The organism is Brasilonema sennae CENA114, from assembly GCF_006968745.1.
Lineage (GTDB): Bacteria > Cyanobacteriota > Cyanobacteriia > Cyanobacteriales > Nostocaceae > Brasilonema > Brasilonema sennae.
On sequence record NZ_CP030118.1, the window covers coordinates 1674774 to 1697358 of the forward strand.

Here is a 22585-nt window from a genome sequence, read left to right on the forward strand (position 1 = left end):
CGTCAAAGATCCAAGATGTGGGTGACAATGGTTTTCAAATGTTATCCTTAGATAAAAAATCTTGAATATTCTCAACAAAAGCCTTAACATTTTCAAAATGAATATTATGTCCGGACGTCTGAATAACTTTTAGTTGGCAAGATTCACAAATTTTAGTCATCTCTGTATTGACATCTATAAACTTTTCATCCGATTCCCCTGCTAATAAAAGCACAGGCGTTTTATTTTTTATCAGCATTTTCCACAAAGAAGGTTGACATCCAGTACCCATAAACCGTAGTGATTTAGCTAACTCAATTGGATGATTTTGCAACCGGACTTCTAGAAGGCGATGAAACTGGGGATGGTTTTTAAGCAAGCCAAAAATCTCTTGATTATACCAATTAGAGACAAAGGCAGCAAAATCATTTCTGCAAACACTTCTTTCTAATTTCCTGGCGATTTGCTCATCACGTTTAACTCGTTCTACTCGTTCTGCTTTTGTTAATAAACCAGGAGAGGCTGATTCCAAAACAACTTTAGGAAAACGGTGAGGAAAATGCAGAGCCAGGTATAAAGCTAATCTCCCTCCCATTGAATATCCAACTAAAAAGCATTGGGTAATTTTTAAATTATCCAGTAAGCTGATGAGGGCATGGGCAGTTTTTGGCATTGTATAATACTCATCACCACGCAAAACTTTAGTTTCTCCATGTCCCGGAAGGTCAACTGTCAAGCAGTAAAATTTATCACATATTAAGAAAATTACTGGCTCAAATTCATGACTGTTTCCCATGAATCCGTGCAAAAAAAGAATCAGTGGTTTATTTGGATCACCACTGAACGAATAGTGAAACTGATAATCTTCACTAGTTTTTGATTTGGAAAGCATGTGTGTTTATAAAAACCTATCCAAAGCAGCTTTAAGTTGTTCGAGTTCAACTTCAATATTGCCTTCTTTTGCAGCTCTTGCTATACACTCTGTTAAATGTTCATCCAAGACAATCCGTGCTACCCGATCCAGTGCTCCCCGCACTGCAGCAATTTGTAGTAAAACATCAGGACAAGGGCTACTTTGCTGTACCATTGTCTTAATACCACGAACATGCCCTTCTATACGCGAAAGGCGATTGACGATTCGCCGGAGAGATTCTTCGCTATGAACGTGAGCATGAGCCGAGTGTCCATGATTGTGAATATGCGGTGTATGATCTTTGTCTGTATCGTCAAAGAGTAAATCCTCATCCTGCTGTGATGTGGGTGGGGATTGTTTTGTTGATCTGTTCGATCCATTCATAAGTTTTCATATAGGTGCTGCGAATAAATAAGATCCTACCCTAGAGCAGAGAGGAGGGGGTGGGCACAGATGGAGTAGTAAATTCAAGAACAAATCCCCTATTTTGAAGTATTTGGGAGAAATATAGAAATATGAAGCCAGAAACAAACGTCAATGGATAGTAATTGTCAAGTCTACCTGTAAAAATAGCTATAGAGAGATTTTTCACTGTATAAACAACAATTAGGCTGAAATATAAGGTTGTGGTTATGCGATTTTCCAAACGACTCCGGTCAATACGCCAACTAAGTACTCATGTGTTAGCCGTAATTTTGGGAGTTTTGCTAACTGTTGGCACTTTGCAAGTCTCACCCTCTCAAGCAGAACCAGCACCGAGTTCTGTCAGTGCTGCCTCACCACAACTTATTGCTCAGAAATCACCAGCCACTGCTGCTATTGGTAGCAGTAGCTTTGTGACAGCAGCAGTAAATCGCGTTGGACCTGCAGTTGTGAGGATAGACACTGAGCGCACAATTACCCGACGCTCTGATCCATTCTTTGACGATCCCTTTTTCCGGCGATTTTTTGGTAACGGTTCACCACAGCAGTTGCCCCCCGAGCAATTACGTGGTCTTGGTTCTGGCTTTATCATTGATAAGAGTGGGTTAATTCTGACGAATGCCCATGTGGTCGATAAGGCTGATAAGGTGACTGTTCGTCTCAAAGATGGACGCAGTTTTGAAGGAAAGGTACAAGGCGTTGATGAAGTGACTGATTTGGCGGTAGTCAAAATTAACGCTGGTGCTGATTTACCAATTGCACCCTTGGGTTCTTCAACTAAGGTACAAGTGGGTGACTGGGCGATCGCAGTTGGTAACCCCTTAGGATTAGATAACACCGTTACTCTAGGAATTATCAGTACCCTCAGACGTTCCAGTAGTGTAGTTGGCATTGGTAACAAACGCCTAGATTTCATTCAAACCGACGCCGCTATCAACCCAGGTAACTCTGGTGGACCACTGGTGAATGCTCAAGGTGAAGTCATTGGTATCAACACAGCCATTCGTGGTGACGCAACCGGTATTGGGTTTGCCATCCCTATTGATAAAGCTAAAACAGTTGCTACTAAACTGGAACGAGGAGAAACAATTGCTCACCCATTTATAGGTGTGCAAATGCAAGAAATAACGCCTGAATTGGCAAGACAATTCAACTCTAACCCTAATTCTCCGATTCAATTGCCAGAAATTGATGGCGTTTTAGTCATGCAAGTGGTGCCCAATTCACCAGCCGCAACTGCGGGAATACGTCCTGGAGATGTGATTCTTGAGGTTGATCGACAGCCCATCACAAAAGGCACACAGTTGCTTGACATTGTAGAAAATAGTCGTGTTGGTCAGCAATTGCAGTTGAAAGTGCAAAGGGGTAACCGGACACAACAGCTATCGATACGTACTGTTCAACTGCAAAATCCCTCCTAAAAATTTGAAATCCTAGACTGTAAAAGCCCAGCTTTTTTAAGAAGCTGGGTTTTTTGTCAAGGTTTTTTTGTTACCAGAAACTGACGCAAACTCAACAAACTTAAAGTTTGTCCCAAAGAAAGCGGTAAAACTGTCACTCCCTCTAAACGAGACTGTACCCAACCTTCTCCCCAGTACCATTCATGAAACCCATCTATTCCTTGAGAGAGTAACAAGCGTAAACAGTTAGGACGTGCCACATCTACTTGATGATGAATCGAGAGTGCTCCAATCTGGGTAGTATACTCAACTCCAGAATGGAGTTCTTCTGGCATTCCAGTAGCAAAGCGACCTGTGGGCAGCCATTTTTCTAGTTCCGTAGGACGCAGCAGACTGTCGCGAATTGCACTGAAGGATGCATCCACTTCTATCCGTATTTGGCTTTGTTGATAATTACCTAACATTTTTCGAGGATTACGGGAAGCGCGAGATAGTGTCTTTTTAGTATAACGAACCGCAGTGAAGTACTTACCACCAAAACGGAGTACCGTTTATGGTGGGGGCTTCTTGATGTGGCGAAGTCCAGGATTTCCAAAAGATTTCTACAAAGTCTCATTAGCGACACCTTCCTAGCCAACAGGAAGAAGAACCAAAAACCATATCGTGAGGTTTCGCTTATTGCTGATTAAAAAGTTGTAATTTCTTTCAACACCCTTACACAGTAAGCAAAAAAGATATGCAAACACAACATGTATTCACTAAGTTACTGTCACTCATTCCAACCCACTCATCACCCACCTATTTAAGTTAAGTTAAGTTTTGTTATACTAAGATAATTATCTTTCGGTGCTTTTTGCACAGGAAATTTCGGTAAGAAATTAAAGGTATAGGTTTTTTTTCATGGCGGATCAATTAATTCGCGCCACTGCAGCACAAGGCGGTATTCGTGCAGTAGGTGCAATAACAACACGCTTGACAGAAGAAGCAAGAAATAGACATAAGCTTTCTTATGTGGCAACGGCTGCGCTAGGTCGAACGATGACAGCAGGGTTGCTAATGGCTTCTAGTATGAAACGAACTGGGTCGAGAGTCAATATCCGCGTCAAAGGTGATGGACCTTTGGGTGGTATATTGATAGACGCAGGATTAGATGGAACAGTACGTGGCTATGTAGGAAACTCATCCGTAGAACTGCCTCCCAATAGCAAAGGTAAGCTTGATGTTGGTGGTGCAGTAGGAAAAGGTTTTCTTTACGTTGTCCGCGATATTGGATACGGGTATCCTTACTCTAGTACAGTGGAACTCGTTTCTGGTGAGATTGGGGACGATGTGGCTCATTACCTCATCAGTTCGGAACAAACACCTTCAGCGATAGTATTAGGCGTGTTCGTAGGAGCAAACGGAGTGACAGCAGCCGGAGGAATACTAGTACAAGTTTTACCCAAAGCCGCTAGAGACGAAGCTCTAGTGGAAACTTTGGAATCACGAGTCGCCGCACTATCAGGATTTACACCTTTGTTGCAAGCAGGAAAATCCTTGACAGACATCTTTGGTGACTTGCTGGGAGATATGGGAGTTACGATCTTTCCGGAAACCCAGATTTTACGTTACCACTGCGGTTGCTCCTTTGACCGCGTGCTAGGAGCACTCAAGATGTTGGGTGAAGCCGAGCTGCAAGACATGATTGTAAAAGATAATGGGGCTGAGGCAACTTGCGATTTTTGTGGTACAGTTTACCAGGCAAGTCGAGATGACTTGGCTCAATTGGTCGTAGATTTGCAAGCAGAAGCGTCGGCTGGGGTGTAAAGTATAAAAGAAAACTTTTTATCTAGGATATACATGATATGAGTGGAGGACATATCATCATGTAAGAAGTAACTTCATCCAGAAGGGAAGTTACGATGGCAGGGACGAAACTTTGGAGCTATAACAGATCGCTAAAGTTAATTGTTTATTTTGGTGTGAGAGATGACAGAGCGGGATATGCCAGAAAGTTGGTTACCAGGCAAAGCAAGAGAGCCAGATAACAATATGACTAGAGGATACCGAAGGCAAGAATCTAGTGAAACACAAACGTCTGGAGTCGCAACAAGCAGTTATATCATCGAGTCTGTGAAACGCTCAAAAGAAAATGATTCGGATCAACTGTCTCTAGATAAAGAGTCGCAAGAAATAGTACCAGTCAGTAAAAGTTCTTGGACATTGCCTAAATGGACGAAATCGTGGGTGTTGTGGACGTTATTGTTAGCGTTGGTTCCTAGCGGAATAGCCTTTATGGCAACAGCAATGTTACTCAAGCTGCCATCTGCGCCTAACTGCCCATCGATTTTCTGGCCATTGGCTAGTGCTTCGGTACGGCTAAATTGCGCTCAGTTGGCAGCTTCTAAGCAAACGGTAAAAGACCTTCTGCAAGCGATCGCCCTAGTCAAAGAACTGCCAAAAAATCACCCGCTTCGTGAAGAAATTGACCGTTTAATAGAAGATTGGTCACGGGAGATTCTACAACTAGCAGACCAGAGTTTCCAGGCAGGTCGGCTAGACGAAGCGATCGCAACAGCTCGCCAGGTTCCAAAAGAGGAATCGGCTTATCGATTAGTGGAAGCAAAAATTTCCAAATGGCAATCCATCTGGTCAAGCGCAGAAAGCATCTACACTGAAGCAGAAGCCCAAATGCGTGACGAAAAATGGCATCAAGCGTTCATGCTAGCTTCTAGATTGTTGCGTGTAGATAATACATACTGGTCGATGACGAAATATGACCAGTTGAATCGATTAATTGTCAGCGCCCGAGAAGATGGTGAGCAGTTAGGAAAAGCGAAAACTTTAGCCGAAAACAAAACAGTCGATAATCTCCTCAAAGCCATTAAGGTGGCAGAGTCGATTCGCAAAGACAGTTACGTTTATCCCAAGGCCCAGCAAGCTCTTTCGGAATTTGGAGATAAAATGCTTGAGTTGGCACAGGCAAAACTGGACGGACGAAATCCAGACCAAGCTATCTTGATAGCCCAAAAAATTCCCCCCAGCACTGGACATCAAAAGGACATACAAGACTTTATTGCCTTATCTGAAGCACAGAGGAGTGCATGGTTAGGGACAACAGCCGGTCTAGAAACAGCAATTGCCCAAGCTCAACAAATAGAGGCAACCAGACCAAAATATGAAAAAGCGCAAGAACTTATTGCTAGCTGGCAACTAGAAATTCAAGATGTCGCCCATTTGGAAAAAGCAAGAAACCTGGCTAGTCTTGGTTCAGTGAAAGATTTTGCAGCAGCTATCACTGAAGCACAACTGATTTCAGAAGGCAACCCTCGTGCAGAGGAAGCAAAAAAAGAAATTGGTGGTTGGGTTGCTCAAATACAGACAATCGAAGACCGTCCGTATTTGGATCGAGCTGATCAAATGGCAATGCTTGAGGATGCTAACTCTTTACAAGCGGCGATCGCACAGGCAAGTCAAGTTCAACGAGGTCGTGCATTGTATCCAGAAGCACGAAGAAAAATTGGGAATTGGACAGCAAAGATTCAAACTATTCAAGACCAGCCCTACTTAGACCAAGCAAAAAACTTGGCTGACAGTGGCGATTTACCCTCTGCTATTGCAACAGCTCAACAAATCCGCTCAGGACGAGCACTTTCTGGTCAAGCACAAACAGTTATAGATCAGTGGCAAGGACAAATTCGTGCAAAACAAAACTGGAACAAAGCACGAGAAATCGCAGTTACCGGAACTCCAGAAGCTTTGGCACAAGCAATTAGGCTAGCAAACAGAGTACCGGATAATAGCATCCTACGCAGTGATGTAAGTATCGCGATTGACCAATGGAGTCAGCAATTGTTGGATATAGCTCGTGCTCAAGGAGAATCTAATATTCCTAGAGCTATTGAGACAGCCAGACTGATTCCAAGAGGAACTGATGCCTATAGTGCTGCACGAGAACAAATTAGAGCATGGCAGGAATATCTCACTCCTCAGCCACAAGAACCTCCACAGGAACAATCTCAACAAGAACCTACACAAGATTCTTATACTGAGCAACAAAGGGTGATCGAAGGACAGCAATAAATTTTTAGAAAGCTAGCTACATATCTATATTGCTGGATATTAGCATCTCAGTGTTTCAGCCACTTACACTGCTAAGTTTAAAGGTCAAAAAGCTTTGCAATTACCCCTGCAAAGTTTAACTGTTCAAATTGATTAAAATCTTGTGTCTCTACTTTAGCAACTATCAAAATAACTGGAAAATATCTGGTTGTCGGAGGATTTTGCAGTGCCTGAAACACTATCAGTCCGTGCATATGGGGTATATTAATATATCTTTTGAATCCCATTCAGCAATTGAGTGCTCAAAATAAATGCCTTCCCCAATCTAATGGAGAAGGCATTTTAACGTTTCAGGTATGTGACATCTATTTATGTATATCTGCCACTGCCACGTTCACTTGAGATGTTCACGTTTTTACTACCCATTAAAACGTTTATTTTTAATAAATATCATTGTTGGACTGGTGATTGAAGAGATGATATGAACATATCGGATAAGTTTGATGCGTAATCGTCATAGTTACTTTGAATTCAGTCATCAAAAATTCTTCTACCCACATTTTGCGCTAAGACAGATTATGCTAAATAAGCACTCAGTATTAAAACGAAAGTCCTTGATTTAGCGCTAAAAATCCAAAAAAGTAACGTAACTTTATCACACGGTTCAGTTAGCGATCAAAATAAAAATGGCTGAGGGTGATCGAAGGACAGTGATATCAAATTTGCATACACAATAAATTTCTGTGTAGGCTTAGTAACTAAAAGTCACAGCTTGTGAAACAAAGTGGATAGAAATTTAAAAACCGATGTCACACGCCTTAACCCGATACTCGGAAAAATTCTGAGTCATGCAACCCAATTTTTGCAAGGTTTGAACGAACGTCCCGTTGGAGTTGTGCCTCCAAACTATGACATAGCTTCCTTGCCCAAAGAGGGGATTGGTACAGAGAAAGCTCTAGAGGCGTTTAACAACAAGTATGGTGCAGGGATTACTGCTAGTAGCGGTCCTCGTTACTTGGGCTTTGTGACTGGCGGTTCTACACCTGCGGCGATTGCAGGTGACTGGCTTGTGAGTATCTTTGATCAAAATGTCATCGGTGCGAAAGATTCCTCTGCGCCTGAAGTTGAGCGAGAGACAATCAGTTTCCTTCGCCAACTCTTCCAGATATCAGACTCCCACTCCGGAACATTTGTCTCAGGTGCGACAATGTCCAATTTTGTGGGTTTAGCATTAGCCAGACAATGGATTGCTCAACAGCTGAAGATCGATATTACTCATAATGGACTGTATGCTTTGCCCGCTATCAAAATCTTCAGCGGTTCACCTCATTCGTGCATCAGCAAAGCGCTTTCTATGCTTGGAATGGGTAAAAGTCATCTACAAATTGTTCCTTGTTTACCCGAACGAGAAGCCATTGACTTAGACGAACTCACCAAAAACTTGAGTCGTTGCCAGGAGCCATGTATTGTTGTGGCAAATGCAGGAACCGTTAATACCGCTGATTTTGACGATTTAGTGGGAATTGCAGCACTCAAGCAAGAGTTTAATTTTTGGCTACATGTAGACGCTGCCTTTGGTGGATTTGCAGCTTGTTCACCTAAATACTGCCATCTGGTACAAGGACTGGATACTGCGGATTCGATCGCCATTGATGCTCACAAGTGGCTGAATGTTCCTTATGATTCAGCTATGCAATTTACACGGCATCGAAATCTCCAACTCGAAGTCTTTCAAAATAATGCAGCTTATCTTGGAGTCCCGGCTGAAAATCCTGATTTTGTTCACTTAACTCCAGAAAACTCACGCCGATTCAGGGCACTTCCTGCATGGTTTAGCTTGATAGCTTATGGTGCACAGGGGTATCAAGACATCGTCGAGAGAGACTGTGAGTTAGCTCAACTGTTAGGTGAGAAAATAAGAAGTTGTAGAGATTTCAAGCTTTTGGCTCCTGTTCGTCTGAATGTCGTCTGCTTTACCTTGTCAGTTGACGGGCAAGAGATTCGATTAGACACCATTAAAAAATTCCTGGAAATGTTGCACGATAGTGGAAAGGTTTTCCTAACACCAACTGTTTATGGAACTGTGCCAGCAATTCGAGCTGCATTCTCCAACTGGCGCACTCAACAGATTGATGTTCAAATCCTGTGGGAAGCACTTTCAGAAACGATAAGTTCGTTTAAAGACTCAGTTATGCAGTAGCGAAATGTACGAGATATCTCCGCAAGCATCTAGCGTCCCAGCAACTTATCCCGCAGCAGCCTAATGCGATCGCGCAATTTCGCCGCCTCTTCAAACTCTAGTTTTTTCGCCGCTTCTTTCATCTGTGCTTCCAGTTGAGTAATCAACCCTGGAATCTCTTCTAGGGGAAATTCATCTATATGTTGCTCAACTGTATCTAACTCAGTTGCATTTAATCGCCGCGACACTTCTAAGAAGGACAAAATCGCATTACTCGATTTTTTCTTCACAATTGGTTGCGGTGTAATTCCGTGCATCCGGTTATGAGCCATTTGAATATTGCGACGCCTCTCGGTTTCTTCCATAGCTTTGATCATGCTATCAGTTAAGGTATCCGCATACATAATCGCTTGTCCTCGCACATGACGCGCAGCCCTTCCAATCGTTTGAATCAGAGAACGTTCTGCACGCAAAAAGCCTTCTTTATCAGCATCCAAAATCGCCACCAGAGAAACTTCTGGTAAATCCAAACCTTCCCGCAGCAAGTTCACACCAACCAACACATCAAAGCTACCATCGCGCAAATCCTGCAAAATCTCAATTCGCTCAATCGAATTAATTTCCGAATGCAGATACCTTACCCGAATACTGTTGTCTTGCAGATATTCAGTTAAATCTTCTGCCATGCGCTTAGTCAGTGTTGTAATCAGCACTCGTTCCTGGCGGTCAACTCTATCTTTGATTTCGCCCAACAAATCATCGATTTGCCCTTCTGTCGGACGGACTATGATTTCTGGATCAACAACTCCAGTTGGTCTAATGATTTGTTGTGCGACATGATCTTCAGAAACTTCTAGTTCCCAATTTCCGGGGGTAGCGGAAACGAAAATACACTGATTCACCTTTGTCCAAAATTCCTCAGCCTTCAATGGACGGTTATCAGCCGCACTGGGTAAACGAAACCCATGCTCAATTAACACTTTTTTCCGTGCTTGGTCGCCGTTATACATTCCGCGTATTTGCGGTACAGTGACATGAGATTCATCTATGACCAACAGCCAATCTTTGGGGAAATAATCAATCAAACATTCGGGTGGTTCCCCTGCTTGGCGTCCTGCGAGGTGACGGGAATAGTTTTCCACACCATTGCAATAACCCACCTCACGCAACATTTCCAAATCATAGCGCGTCCTCTGGTCTATGCGTTGCGCTTCTAGTAATTTCCCAGCTTCCTCTAATTGTGCTTTTTGCTGTTTGAGTTCTGCTGCGATCGCATCGCAAGCTTCTTCTAACCTTTCTTCTGGAGTGACGAAGTGACGCGCCGGGTAAAGATTCACCGCTTCTACACTCTTAATAATTTCACCTGTGACAGGGTCAACGTAGCGAATAGCGTCAATCTCATCACCAAAGAATTCCACGCGGATAATTCGGTCTTCATACGCAGGACCAATTTCCAACACATCACCCCGGACGCGAAAACGTCCGCGACCTAACTCCACATCGTTGCGGCTATACTGAATGGATACTAAGTTTTTCAGTATTTCCCGTTGGTTTACTTCCAAACCGACTTGAAAGGGAATCGCAGCTTTCAGGTATTCTGAGGGCATTCCTAAACCATAGATGCAACTAATAGATGCAACAACAACTACATCGCGGCGTTCAAAGAGCGATCGCGTTGCTGAGTGTCGCAACATATCAATTTCATCGTTAATCGAAGCCGTTTTTTCTATATATGTATCGCTGACAGGAATATATGCTTCTGGCTGATAGTAATCGTAGTAGCTAACAAAATACTCAACTGCATTCTCAGCAAAGAATTCTCGCAACTCGTTACACAGTTGTGCGGCGAGAGTTTTGTTGTGAGCAAGAACGAGAGTGGGTTTCCCCACTTTTTCAATCACTGAGGCGATAGTAAAAGTTTTTCCTGTTCCCGTAGCTCCCAGTAAAGTTTGATACCTATTTTCATTATTTACGCTGGTGATAAGTTGGGCGATCGCTTGTGGTTGATCGCCTGTCGGTTGAAAGGGAGCTTGAAGATGAAATTGCGTCATAGAAGTTAATTTAGCTGCTTCTATTTTATATGCTAAGCAATCTTTATATAAGTGGTGTAAGTTTACCCCTCTATTGCTCCAGACAAATCAATAACCTTTCAACAAAACCCGCTCTTAACAACCAATAACGGGTAGACAACCCACTGGTATAATTTGGTATAATATGTCAAGTGTCTAAAAAGACCATCATGTCTAGCATCTACATTTAAATTGGCATTCAGCGTAGCTCTCCACGAAATACTAGTGTAGCATAAATAACTTAGAAGTTAAAATCACCTCCTCACCCCCCCTCAAAGGCGTGAGAATTGGTGGAAAATTTCTGCAAAGCCCCATATGAAACTCATACTACCAAGGTTAAGGTGTTAACGCGGGTGTTTGAGCTTGAGGAAAGAGTGAGGGTGCTGGGAATTTTGCTGAGGGCAAAGTCAGAGGTAAGCATCAGAGGATTCGTTGATTAATCCGTAAATTCAGTCACCACCAGTTGGAGAAATAAATTGCATGTCAAATGTTCAGGTGAAACTCACGCTTTTAGATGATCGTCTCGAAGATTCAGAACTGCAAGAGAAAACAGAGAATCTCCTACAAGATATTAAACAAGAGGTTGAAGTAGAAGATGCAGGTCTTGTGACAGTAGAGAATTCCCCAGAAGGCTCAAAGTCTGTAAGTGGATATTTACTGGGGGTGCTGACGGCTAAGGTTAATAAAACAAAGATTCAATCTTTCATGAGGCTTTTGGGCGATCGCCTACTAGGGAAAACGATTGAGATCGAAGTCACGGCTAATGGTAAAACTCTCAAAGCCAAAGCCAGTAGCCAAGCTGAGTTGATAGCAGCTATTAAAGCCGCCCAGGAATTTGTTGGAGAATAAGGAGTCAGAGATGGCGAAGAAGGTAGCATTACTGGTTGGAGTCAGCAATTATCATCAACAAGGGCTGTCAGCCTTGCCCAGCGCTACCAGAGATGCTAGGGAAATGAAGCGTGTATTGCAGCATCCAGACATAGGGGGTTTTGCTGAAACTGATATCACCCTGCTATTGAATCCGACAAAAGACACAATGGCAGATGCCATATACAACCTTTTTGCTAACCGCAGTTCAGAAGACTTGGTGCTGTTCTACTTCTCCGGTCATGGTGCGAAGGATGATAATGGCAATCTTTACATCGCTGCACCTGCTACCCGTGTCAGCCAGAACAAAAGAGTGCTACCTCAAAGTGCCATCAATGCCAGTTTTATTAAAGACCAAATGACTTAACGCACCTGCTATTCTAGAACCATCCATACTCACTAAAGTTTCTGCTGCACCATCTGTAAATGCAGCAATACCCGTCACATTTTGAACAGGTAAAAAACCATAATATATAGCTTCGTCTTTCAAGCGTTCGCTAAGAAATGTAGTTTGGTTGGCAAATTCTCCTTTTCCTACAGAACCAAGTAACTCCAGCTTGTTATCCTTTTCAACAACAATAAAGCCATCTCCGACTTTCAGCCAAAATAAATAATGTTTGCCTAACACCGTCATCAGTAACGTACACTTCAAGTCGTCAACCCGGCATTCTTTTTGTTCTGAAAGTTCTCGTAATCTTTCAATTGCATATTTTATAAACTTATACGCATACTCTTTACCTTCATTACTTTCATTACAATTAAGTATTTGTTCTCGGTCTAAAATGTTTTGATGAATAGATTCTATTGAATGAGTAAACTCACCCAAGCCCTCAACAACAGCCTTAGAACCGAAATGAGATAGTCTCGCACTTCCAGCACCATCAGCCACAAAAATACCTGCTCGCGGCTTTGATATAGCTTTTGCTGCATCTTGACATGGTACTTGTGGATGAGAGTGAAGATGAGAACGACCAATAGTAGTAGCATAAATACCTCGCCACTCTGTTTTCTCTGGTATTTTGTCTTCTTCAGTGGAAATTTCTTGTTGTGGAATGATATCTTCTAATGGTTTGTGTGTCTGATTATCTGTGAGATCCGCATTACTCTTTTCATTCTTTGCTGTCAAGATTGCAGCCTCATTCATCTCTTCTAAATTTGAAAAACTATCTTCCACACATGGCACTTCCTTTTTTGAAGAGAATGCCTTATTTTTGTCTTGAATTTTTCTCCGAAAGTGATCATCTCCCCAGTTACTTGTCATCTCCTCAATCAGTACGTCTGGAACTATATCTTTGCCTAATTTTTTTTGCTGATTATGCAATTCCGTCAGCTTAATATAGGCAATATTTTTAGATTTATAATGATTAGCATAATTGAGTGCTTCTATGCTATCAGGATACTTTCTTTGAATCTCACTAAAATCTTGAATTGTCAAGCGTAAAGACTTTTCTTTTTTTTTATCTGTTTTTTTGACTTTTTTAGCCATAATTTTCGCCTCCATTGTTTTGTAAATTAATTACAATTTTCTGTAGAGCGTCAACCCTACATGAAACTTTGTTGTTCATCACTTTTTGATGACTCATGAGCAATAAATAATGCTCAGTGTAGAGCCATTTACCTTTTTCAAACAGTGAAACTGATAAATCAGATCTTGCACCATAATTCTCGTCCGCCAAGAAATAAATTTCTTGGCTCAAAGTTCAAGTCCGTTAAAACGGACTGGCTGAGTCTTTCAGTCCGTTTTAACGGACTTTGGCTATGCAGCCTTGAACTTAAGTTCAAGGCGTACTAAAGTCGAGGTGCAAGATCTGAGATAACTGATAACTGTTAAATTTGAATGGTATCCCAGCCTTTAGTATTTGGTAATTCAACACCAGTTCCAGGAGTCGAAACACTGACTTTCGCCATACTTTGAGAAAGCCACTGGAAAAATTCCCTGAATCTATACTCTGCTAATTTTTTTGGAGGACGATTTGCGGGACAAAACTCAGCAAGTTTCTTCAAGTTACAGTGGTCACCTATACCAATCCCAAACACCAGCATTTTACTATCTTCTGCTAGTTCGCGCAGTTGAGCCGCAGCCTTGAGGTATTCATCAGTTGGTTCACCATCAGTCATCAGTACAATCCAAGGTTGATAATAGGGAACACCATGTTTTTGGTATTGCTGCTTGCGGTTTTCTAAAACTTCAATCGCTCTCGAAACTGCTGCACCCATCGGTGTTCTTCCCATAGCAGAAAAAGTCGGTGTACTAATTCCCAAAATCGATTGGATAGGAGTTACTTCATCTACAGTACTACCAAAAGTAATGATTCCTACTTCTACAGCAAGGCTTGCAAAATCATCTTGACAGACTTCTTGAATAAACTGATTTACACCTTTACTGAGTAAACTAATTGGATCACCAGACATACTACCACTGACATCCAAGACCAACATACATGCACAACGGGGCGTTGGATTTTCAATTAAATCACCATATGAGTTATTGAGATACATCCTCATATTGCTGTCTCCAAATCAATTCAATTCCAAGAAATAATTCAAAAAAAAAGGCAATTACAAAATATTTTTAAGCAATCCTATCTTCACAATCTCGACTGGGTTTTCGTTCTGTTGGTCTGATTTCTGAAGTCATATGCCCTCGTTGGATAGCAAAGTAGTATTGTTGAAGTACATCTCGCCATTCAGCGATAGATGCTCTACTTGATGGGTCGCGAACACCTTCCTTCAGCGTTCTAATGAAAAGGTTTTTGACCTTAAATGACAGGTGGCTCCAGATAATAAACCAAGGTCCTGGTGGTACAGCTTCTACCTCCCCTGGTCTGGCGCCTCCTTTTCCATAGGGGAAATTACCTTTTCGCAAATTTTCTACCGGATTTCCACCACCAACTTGACTGTAAGGATGTTGTCCCAACATCAAGCATTGGAACATCAAGATAGCCAACGAAAATAAGTCGCTTTCAAGTGTTCTGATAATCTTGTCGGCTGGCCATGATGTTCTACGGGTGTCATCTCTGGTCTACCTACAGGGCAAGGATAGATTTGGGAAGTCCTAGCATTTTTGACTTGATAGCTGTCTGTATCAATCAGATAAACTTTAAACGTAGAAGGGTCTGCAAGAAAATTCCCTAAGTTAATGTCGCCAACGTAGATTCCTTTTTTGTGCAAAATGTCAATGGTATCTAAAAGATGTAGCAAGATTTGCACTATGCCTTTTCTATCTATGTTTGGAAAGTATTTTAAATAGAGCATCGGGTGAGCTAACTTACTCAGTGGTATTCCTTTAGCTTTTTTCATGGCATAGCCCATCCACTGGTCGTTGCTGTCAAAAACCTCTATTTGCGGCCAAGTTACATAGGGACTGCTAATCAGGTCTTCTAACACACGAATTTGAACGAAAACTTTTTCCCTCAGTTCACGTCCTCTTTCTTGCAATTTCTCTTGATTAAATATTTTAACTACAATACTGGGATTTTCTGCCAGTGGATAGATGTCTCCTTGTCCACCACCACCGATTTTTTCGCTCAGTCTACGTGGTTGTCTGTGCTCATCATAGATTATCAGATGGCTCGTCATAATTACATACCTACTCTATATTACTCATCGGCTTGATACACTGAAAAAATGCCCAAAAAAATACGCAGCAAGGGTTATAGCGTCAATCGATTATTCAGCTACAAGCCATTTAATGTGATTTATACAACAATAAGGTAACTCATGATTCCGGATTGATCAAATAAATCTAAGTGTTTATTCGCAGGTACCAACAGAATCCAGTTAAAATTATTGACACTGGATGACCGTACTGTACTTACATAGATGATTTGATACTTAAAAGCAAAAATGTGCTATATTCTGTAAAGCTGGAAATATTTTACTAATCTTGAAGTAAACATTGTTTGTGACGGTAGTGCTATTGGGCAACGCTGAAAGTAGCGCATGTTTGCAAATGCTAGTTTTTAGGGCTTTGAGGATGCGATGCCCACTATTCCACATCACTTGCAACCTTATTGATCAGATGATTGCCCAAAATACTAAAAATATCAGCAGCCTAAATACTATCGACAAGTTGGGCGATCGCTTGTGGTTAATCGCCTGTTGCTTGAAAGGGAGGTTGAAGGTGAAATTGCGTCATAGAAGTTAATTTAGCTGCTTCTATTTAATATGCTAACAACTTCGATCCAATCGGTGCTTTGACTGTATAAATAAGTTTCATCTGTAGTTTGAAATCTGTAACCGATAAGACCTGCAACATTTCTTTATTTTAATTAACAAAAATATTAGATTTATATTGAAAATATAAGTCTTACAAAATAATTATACCTACACGATATTTTTAAAGTTAAACTAAAGATATTAAGGAAAAATTTAACTTTCTCAGAATCTTGTAAAATTAGTTAACAATGCACCAGGTGAGAATGAATGAGCATAAATAGCTCTGGTGAAGCAAGAAGTCCTCGGCGAAAAAATTTGAAGCTTAACGGAGAAACTACAGTGGAAAATAATCAGGGTAAAAGTTGGGACCAAGTAGAGCACAGTGGTGACCAGCAAAAAGGGATAGAACTACTAGGTAAAGTTGAAGTAGATAATACACTACCTGTCGGTGGAATACGTCCTGTCAGCTCCAGTGATTTGCAAGTTGTAGAGACAAGGAATGTAATGGGTATACGCCCAGTTACAGGTCACTTATTTGAAGTTGCTCACACTATGAACCAGTCTGGAACTCGTCCAGTTGGTACAAGTGATCTCGTCATTTATGAAACATACTCTGCCATGGGAAATCGCCCAATAGCATCAAATACTATTGACGATCCCGAATCTCTCATGGGCTTTCTTGATTAAATAAAAACTGTACACATAACTTTATTCACCCGGTTTTCGTAAAGATGCCGGGTTTTTGATTAATCAAATAGGGGGCATTAAGAGTTATTCATAAAACATTATTATTAAATAGCCATCATGTACTTCCTGACATTAGAACAGAACACTAGAACAGATGAAAATTGATTCTTTATTCTGTAGAGTGTAAGCGTGCAGCCTTTTCTAAGTCAGGAGTTGCTGTACAGTGCAAGGGCGCAGCCCGTTCTATTTTCAAGTCAGCATTGCTGAGAAAATCTCACAAACCTCGCCATGAATAATGTCTTTCTCCTACACCCCTACTACCGCAAGGCGGTAGTCAAAAGTCAGAAGTCAAAAGTCAGAAGTATTATGGGATGAGGTTTTTAGGGATTTTAAATGGTTGCCCTATTTACGCCGCGTTGTACTACACCCTTACACCTTACACCCATTTTTAAGTCAGATTGCCATATAGTCGCATCAAAAGTTTTTCATAACTAACTAGTGTTAAAGGAATAGTTAGTAGTAAGTCTTCCTCTCTCTTTTAGCATAGGAGATTAATATATCTGGAGGTGGAAGGCTGTTGTCACAAAATTCAGCTAATTTGGAAGAGTGATGAAAAACAAGCTCAAAGTTAATCATCAACATTAAAACGTAATTGATAGGATTCCTGGAGGGCTAAATGAGTTTAGAAGATCGTGCAAAGGCTGTAGCTAAAAATGTTGAAGGTAAAATTCAAGAAGTAGTAGGAAACGTTACTGGCGATCCAGAAGATAAAGCGAAAGGTCAGGCTAAGCAAGCAGAAGGCGAAGTACGTCATGGTGTTGAAAACGTTAAAGATGACGTAAAAGACGCGCTTAAATAGAACTAATGCTTTTTCTACTAGGTTTGATCGTTTGTAATGGCGTATTTATTTTAACAAATACCTACGCTATTAAACTTAAAAACTTATAGTTACCTGCGCTATCAAAGCGCGCAAACGAAGTCCGCTAACGCGGGCTTCGTTTTTTATTACAACCATCCCGAGATCTTCCGCGAAGTGTTGGCAGAGCAACCGGGTATTATCAGGTTTCTCAGCAATCCTGTTGTAGCAGCCATTTTGGGAATTGCTGCAGCTAAATGGTTAGGGAGTCATAACCGATAAAAGTTGAGTGTTGAGTTCTTAAGTTTGTAGTAGGATGGGCAATAATGCCCATCTTTTTTATTTGATAGTGGTAAATTTACCAAATTTTTATCTAGTAATCTAGGTGATGAATCATCTAGAAGCTTGATCTAAGCTCACTATTCATGCTATCTAATGTTTACGTAATAACAACATTCAATTTAAATTTTGTGTTAAGACAACTAGAAATAGTTGATTTTGCTTACTTAAACAGTGAGACTCATTACTATGCAATTTCAGAAGCATTACTGAAGACACCCCTAGTACCTCAGAAAGAGAGGCAAGTATAGAACTTGCGATCAGCGTTTGATAGATGTTTTGTGATCAGGTGTGTGACAGGTTAACGCTAACCCGTCCCAGCACTGTTGTGTGCAACTATTTTGAGGTGAAGAGCAAATCTCACTCCAGGGTAAATCTACCATCAACTTTTACCTACTTGTAGGAGTGAGCCCAATGACAAGATTTCAGGTTAGAAGAAAGTTACGTAAAGTTTGTTCTAAGGCAAAATATGTTGCTTTAGGAACACTGAGCATCGGACAGACGAGTGTTAATCGAAGTGGGAGCAGACAAGGCATAGGCAAAGCAACTCTGAATTTCTTGCCTACATACTTTCAAAACAAGTATACATGGGGAGCGGCTGTCATCGGTCTGGGGACAGCCGCGTTGACGCTGGGTGTGCTGTCCCCGTCAGCATCTTTTGCCGCCACTGTAGTTGGCACAGAGTTAGTGCTCTCTGTCGATGTCTCAGGTAGCGTTGACACCAATGAATTCAACTTGCAGAAACAAGGTTACGTAAACGCATTCAGAAATCCGACAATTCAGAATCAAATTTCAGCTTTACCAGGGGGTCTTGCAGCGACTCTATCCTACTGGTCTAGTGGTGCTGTACAATCAGTGCCTTGGACATTTATTAGTGATGCTGCTAGTGCTAATGCATTTGCTGATTTGATCGCAGCAACTTCAAGACCATCTAGCGGTAGCACTGGTATTGCTAATGGCATTAATTTTGCTCGAAATCTACTCGACAATAATGATTATGTTGGGAACAGAAGAGTTATTGATGTGTCAGGTGATGGTTCAGAAAATGTTACCTCAGACGCAAACCTCAGAGCAGCACGAGATAACGCAGTTAACGCAGGAATTGTCATCAACGGTCTACCAATTCTTGGTAGTGAGGCTAATCTAGATACCTATTACAGAAACAATGTTATTGGAGGTTCTGGCTCTTTCCTCATTGCTGCAAATAACTTCTCGGACTTTGGAAATGCTGTCACACAGAAAATAGGACGTGAAATTGCCTCAGAACAACCTGTCCCCGAACCTCTAACCATATTAGGTTCCTTAGCTGCAGGTAGTTTTGGTGTTGCTCTGCGTCGTAAATACAACAAGCAGCAACAAAAAGAGACTGCAAAAGTGTAGGAAAACTTAAATAAAATCTATCTCCTACACCCATCTCATCACTTGCCAGGGGTAATACACCCCTGGCTAAGAGCTATATTCATCATGATATGAAAGCTTCTCAATTCACAGTCTCACAACTCAAATACCCCCAAATCTGGCTATTAGCAATAGGAGCAGGCTTAATTGCAATTAATTTGGCTGTGCTTTGGAAAGCTAATAATTCTAGCTTGTTAGGCATGACTTTTCTATTTTGGGCGGCTATATCTTCCTTAGTTTGGGAAAAGCGCTACAGTTTAAATCTAGAAAGTGAAATTTTCTCTAGTTTTTTTGGTCTAACACTAATTGCGCTGTTACTCATAAAAAGTATATCCCTCACAAGCTTTGGTGTTTTCTTGTACCTCTCACCAGTGATTTTGGCAATTGGTCTTGCTCTGTTGGCTTCTGGTTTTAAGGGATTAAAGCAATACAAAGCAGAATTATTCATTTTATTTTTTCTGAGTTTACCTAAATTATTATCTTCATGGCTTGATATATCCCTATTAACTGCCAAATTTACAACTTTAATTCTTTGGTACACAGGTTTTGAAGTTGCTCGAAATGGAACTCTAATTTATCTTCCGACTGGAAGCGTAGAAGTTTATTCTGGCTGTTCTGGCATAGAGCTTATATTCCAACTAGTAGGCTTAGCCCTACTTTTTCTCTTGATGTTTCCTCAAAATTTGAAGTACAAAATTCTGATCCCGTTTGTAGCTGGCACATTGGCGTTTATTGTGAATGCTTTAAGAGTCGCTCTGATGGCTATCTTGGTAGCGCAAGGACATATGGAAGTCTTTGATTACTGGCATGAGGGAGATGGTTCTCTGGTATTTTCGCTGATTGCCGTGTTACTTTTTGGATTATTTTGCTGGTTTCACCTTGGAAGGTCTGAATTAAGAAATAAAGACGCCACGGAGTCATCAAAGTAATGATTTGGAAGCGATGATTTGGAAACAATTACGCATATCACTTTTGGCATTCACTCTGAGTGGTGTCCTGTTTGTTTTAGGAACTATAGTGTTTCTTCCCACAAAAGACAAACAGACAGTGCCTGCGTTTACATTTCCTCAAGAGGTTCCTTTACCACAATGGCAATTCACTATCAGTCGTCCACTACCACAGCCAACAAAAAAGGTTTACAAAGTCATAGCTCAAAAGCATTATCAATACCTAAACAAGAATTGGGTTCTAGATATTGAAATGCGTTATTTGAAGGATGGAGATGTTGTTCAGCTTCTGCGAGATTTTACCTTTATCTCTTCCCCTGCAGTTGTACGTCAGCAACAAGGAGTCGGCTACTATGGTTTGGGAGTAGAAAAGCAACGAGCTTACTTGAGTGCCTGTATCAACCCTCAAGGTGGCAGTACATTTACTAACGAACAATTTAATCAAAATCTACATACCCACGCAATCCAGCCGAAACGTTTATTGTCCTGGATATTGAGTCAGGAACAACTTCAAGACAACCGTTGTCTTTGGGCGCATTTATCAGTTCCTTTCAAAAATTCTTCTCCAGAAGCAGCTTACCAAGTTTTAGAAAACGCTTGGTTTTCTTGGTATCGATGGTGGGAACCACGCTTTCCCAAGTCCTAAATTATCGTCACTTTTTCTGTATTACTCGGTTCGCAAAATGACAAAATCAAATAGCGATAAATTTATTCCAGTCGTTCAAGAACTACAAGACTTTGCCTTCAGTCAGCAAGGCTCGATGACAATAGTGCGATCGCTGGGCTATGGTTTATTATTATTGGCATTGTTCGACATCATTGAGATGTTTATTCCGCCCAACTTTATGAATCCTGTATGGGAATTTCAAACAATGGGGATGCTAGTTGAAAAAGTTCCAGTGCCTTTAATTGGACTAGTTTTAGTGTTTTTTGGGGAGTTACATTCACGAACAAAATTGGAAATTCCTGTTTTAAAGTTTTTATCTTGGTTAACTTTATTATTGGGAATATTATTTTTTCTATTAATACCTTTAGGACTAGTAAGTACCATTAGATTAAACAGTCAAAATGCCGCTCAAGTAAAAACTGTATCGACTCAACAAATATATCAAGCTGAACAATTAGAACAGCAAGTAACTAAAGCCTCACCCGAACAGATAGATAAATTTTTCAAGAGTCAAGGTCGCAAAATAGATAAAAATCCTCAAGAATTAAAAGAGCAATTGTTATCAGATGTCTCAAAAGCTAAACAAGAGATAAAAACTCAAGCAGAAGCAACTCAGTCTCTTCGAGGGTTAAGCTTGATTAAAACTTCTGTAAAATGGAATCTTGGTGCTGTGGTTGCAGGAACTTTATTTATCAGTATTTGGAAGGGAACCCGTTGGGCAAGAAACTGATATAAAACGGGGATATTTAGAAATTTATTTCTCTGGTTCCTATGCTCTGCATGGGAAGACCTAAAGGGAGGCTCAGCCGGCTGAGCCTCCCAATGATTATAATGATTATATTGAGGCAGAGCCTCAAGTTATGCATTCCCAGCCTGAGGCTGGGAACGAGAAAAATTGAGTTAATGACTATTCGTCAATTAATAGTTCAAGCCGTTGCGAGTTGTGGACTAGGACGCTTGCTGTTGCGAATACCCTCTATAGCCTCAGCATAATCCTTTGCCTTAAACACAGCTGAACCAGCTACGATCGCATTCGCCCCAGCTTCCAAAACTTGCCAGGTATTATTTGCCTTGAGTCCCCCGTCAACTTCAATCCAAGGATCAAGACCACGTTCATCGCACATTTGACGTAGCTTGCGGATTTTTGGCACAACTTCAGGAATAAAGCTTTGACCGCCAAAACCAGGGTTGACGCTCATAATCAACACCAAGTCACACAGTTCTAGAACATACTCTATCAAATCCAAAGGACTACCGGGGTTAAGAACCACTCCTGCTTTTGCGCCAGCTTCTTTGATTTGTCCCAACGTGCGGTGCAGGTGAGGTGAAGCGTTGTGTTCGCAATGAACATAGATGTGATCTGCCCCTGCTTTCGCAAAATCTTCTACGTATTTTTCTGGCTCTACAATCATCAAGTGGACGTCCAGAGGCTTTTGTGTCACTGGGCGAATCGCCTCCACAATCAGAGGACCTATCGTAATATTAGGTACAAAGCGACCGTCCATTACATCGACATGAATCCAATCTGCGCCAGCCTGATCTACAGCACGTATTTCGTCTCCTAGACGACTAAAATCTGCTGATAGGATGGATGGAGCTATTACAATGGGCTTTTTAGATTGTGTTTGGGTCATGGCTCGTGGGTTTTAAAGCGTCCTCATC

The 22585-nt window shown here is 41.3% G+C and carries 22 protein-coding genes and 1 pseudogene; 13 read left to right on the top strand and 10 right to left on the bottom strand.

Annotated features, from left to right (window positions below):
• Nucleotides 1–34: 34 nt before the first annotated feature.
• The gene (gene menH, locus DP114_RS07060; RefSeq protein ID WP_169266053.1) at nucleotides 35–871 is read right to left on the bottom strand and encodes a 2-succinyl-6-hydroxy-2,4-cyclohexadiene-1-carboxylate synthase; all 837 of its coding nucleotides are present in this window, start codon (nucleotides 869–871) and stop codon (nucleotides 35–37) included.
• 6 nt (nucleotides 872–877) lie between these two features.
• Nucleotides 878–1276, bottom strand: coding sequence for a metal-sensing transcriptional repressor (locus DP114_RS07065; RefSeq protein ID WP_169266054.1), 399 nt, complete (start codon nucleotides 1274–1276; stop codon nucleotides 878–880).
• Between the two features lie 248 nt (nucleotides 1277–1524).
• On the opposite strand from DP114_RS07065, the gene DP114_RS07070 reads away from it, so the two are divergent.
• Nucleotides 1525–2736 carry an HhoA/HhoB/HtrA family serine endopeptidase gene (locus DP114_RS07070; RefSeq protein ID WP_169266055.1) on the top strand — a complete coding sequence of 404 codons (1212 nt, stop codon included), beginning with the start codon at nucleotides 1525–1527 and terminating at the stop codon, nucleotides 2734–2736.
• Between the two features lie 56 nt (nucleotides 2737–2792).
• Here DP114_RS07070 and DP114_RS07075 read toward each other — a convergent pair whose 3' ends face one another.
• Nucleotides 2793–3179 carry a hypothetical protein gene (locus DP114_RS07075; protein ID WP_169266056.1) on the bottom strand — a complete coding sequence of 129 codons (387 nt, stop codon included), beginning with the start codon at nucleotides 3177–3179 and terminating at the stop codon, nucleotides 2793–2795.
• Nucleotides 3180–3615: 436 nt separating this feature from the next.
• Between DP114_RS07075 and hslO the strand changes: the two genes are divergently transcribed.
• The 3 genes from hslO (at nucleotide 3616) to DP114_RS07090 (ending at nucleotide 8956) form a co-directional block, all read left to right on the top strand.
• A complete protein-coding gene (gene hslO, locus DP114_RS07080; protein WP_169266057.1) occupies nucleotides 3616–4521 on the top strand; it encodes an Hsp33 family molecular chaperone HslO in 906 nt (301 codons plus the stop codon).
• 162 nt (nucleotides 4522–4683) lie between these two features.
• Complete coding sequence (locus DP114_RS07085; protein WP_169266058.1) at nucleotides 4684–6777, top strand: chromosome segregation ATPase; 2094 nt, start codon at nucleotides 4684–4686, stop codon at nucleotides 6775–6777.
• A gap of 763 nt (nucleotides 6778–7540) precedes the next feature.
• Complete coding sequence (locus tag DP114_RS07090) at nucleotides 7541–8956, top strand: pyridoxal phosphate-dependent decarboxylase family protein (RefSeq protein WP_169266059.1); 1416 nt, start codon at nucleotides 7541–7543, stop codon at nucleotides 8954–8956.
• Between the two features lie 29 nt (nucleotides 8957–8985).
• Here DP114_RS07090 and uvrB read toward each other — a convergent pair whose 3' ends face one another.
• Nucleotides 8986–10986 (bottom strand): excinuclease ABC subunit UvrB, encoded by a 2001-nt coding sequence (gene uvrB, locus DP114_RS07095; RefSeq protein WP_171975774.1) that lies wholly within the window; start codon nucleotides 10984–10986, stop codon nucleotides 8986–8988.
• 498 nt (nucleotides 10987–11484) lie between these two features.
• Between uvrB and DP114_RS07100 the strand changes: the two genes are divergently transcribed.
• Both DP114_RS07100 and DP114_RS07105 read left to right on the top strand, forming a co-directional pair.
• The gene (locus DP114_RS07100; RefSeq protein WP_211178519.1) at nucleotides 11485–11853 is read left to right on the top strand and encodes a hypothetical protein; all 369 of its coding nucleotides are present in this window, start codon (nucleotides 11485–11487) and stop codon (nucleotides 11851–11853) included.
• A 10-nt stretch (nucleotides 11854–11863) separates the two neighbouring features.
• Nucleotides 11864–12238, top strand: a complete 375-nt coding sequence (locus DP114_RS07105) for a caspase family protein (RefSeq protein WP_171975775.1) — start codon at nucleotides 11864–11866, stop codon at nucleotides 12236–12238.
• Here the strand turns inward: DP114_RS07105 and DP114_RS07110 are convergent.
• From DP114_RS07110 to DP114_RS34325, 5 genes are all read right to left on the bottom strand, one after another.
• Nucleotides 12188–13357, bottom strand: a complete 1170-nt coding sequence (locus DP114_RS07110) for a PP2C family serine/threonine-protein phosphatase (protein WP_171975776.1) — start codon at nucleotides 13355–13357, stop codon at nucleotides 12188–12190. The two genes, DP114_RS07105 and DP114_RS07110, sit on opposite strands and share 51 nt — an antisense overlap.
• Nucleotides 13350–13568, bottom strand: coding sequence for a hypothetical protein (locus DP114_RS07115; protein WP_169266063.1), 219 nt, complete (start codon nucleotides 13566–13568; stop codon nucleotides 13350–13352). Before DP114_RS07115 ends, DP114_RS07110 begins: the two co-directional genes overlap by 8 nt.
• Nucleotides 13569–13698: 130 nt before the next feature.
• Complete coding sequence (locus tag DP114_RS07120; RefSeq protein WP_246163081.1) at nucleotides 13699–14376, bottom strand: vWA domain-containing protein; 678 nt, start codon at nucleotides 14374–14376, stop codon at nucleotides 13699–13701.
• A gap of 67 nt (nucleotides 14377–14443) precedes the next feature.
• A complete protein-coding gene (locus DP114_RS34320) occupies nucleotides 14444–14791 on the bottom strand; it encodes a hypothetical protein (protein ID WP_216669974.1) in 348 nt (115 codons plus the stop codon).
• Between the two features lie 14 nt (nucleotides 14792–14805).
• On the bottom strand, nucleotides 14806–15450 hold the full coding sequence (locus tag DP114_RS34325; protein ID WP_216669975.1) for a hypothetical protein: 645 nt from the start codon (nucleotides 15448–15450) through the stop codon (nucleotides 14806–14808).
• Between the two features lie 846 nt (nucleotides 15451–16296).
• Between DP114_RS34325 and DP114_RS07130 the strand changes: the two genes are divergently transcribed.
• The 7 genes and pseudogenes from DP114_RS07130 (at nucleotide 16297) to hpsJ-A (ending at nucleotide 21653) form a co-directional block, all read left to right on the top strand.
• Complete coding sequence (locus DP114_RS07130; protein ID WP_169265850.1) at nucleotides 16297–16716, top strand: hypothetical protein; 420 nt, start codon at nucleotides 16297–16299, stop codon at nucleotides 16714–16716.
• A gap of 676 nt (nucleotides 16717–17392) precedes the next feature.
• Complete coding sequence (locus DP114_RS07135; protein ID WP_169265849.1) at nucleotides 17393–17575, top strand: CsbD family protein; 183 nt, start codon at nucleotides 17393–17395, stop codon at nucleotides 17573–17575.
• 69 nt (nucleotides 17576–17644) lie between these two features.
• Nucleotides 17645–17854: pseudogene (locus DP114_RS36235) on the top strand (hypothetical protein); the annotation flags it as partial.
• Nucleotides 17855–18325: 471 nt separating this feature from the next.
• Nucleotides 18326–19291, top strand: coding sequence for a PEP-CTERM sorting domain-containing protein (locus DP114_RS07140; protein WP_169265848.1), 966 nt, complete (start codon nucleotides 18326–18328; stop codon nucleotides 19289–19291).
• 89 nt (nucleotides 19292–19380) lie between these two features.
• Complete coding sequence (crtA, locus tag DP114_RS07145) at nucleotides 19381–20238, top strand: cyanoexosortase A (RefSeq protein WP_171975777.1); 858 nt, start codon at nucleotides 19381–19383, stop codon at nucleotides 20236–20238.
• 13 nt (nucleotides 20239–20251) lie between these two features.
• Nucleotides 20252–20902: a cyanoexosortase A system-associated protein gene (locus DP114_RS07150; RefSeq protein WP_171975778.1), complete on the top strand. Its 651-nt coding sequence runs from the start codon at nucleotides 20252–20254 to the stop codon at nucleotides 20900–20902.
• A gap of 37 nt (nucleotides 20903–20939) precedes the next feature.
• Nucleotides 20940–21653, top strand: a complete 714-nt coding sequence (gene hpsJ-A / locus DP114_RS07155) for an HpsJ-like protein, cyanoexosortase A-associated (RefSeq protein WP_171975779.1) — start codon at nucleotides 20940–20942, stop codon at nucleotides 21651–21653.
• Between the two features lie 196 nt (nucleotides 21654–21849).
• Here the strand turns inward: hpsJ-A and rpe are convergent, their stop codons facing one another.
• Nucleotides 21850–22557, bottom strand: a complete 708-nt coding sequence (gene rpe / locus DP114_RS07160; RefSeq protein ID WP_171975780.1) for a ribulose-phosphate 3-epimerase — start codon at nucleotides 22555–22557, stop codon at nucleotides 21850–21852.
• Between the last annotated feature and the right edge of the window lie 28 nt (nucleotides 22558–22585).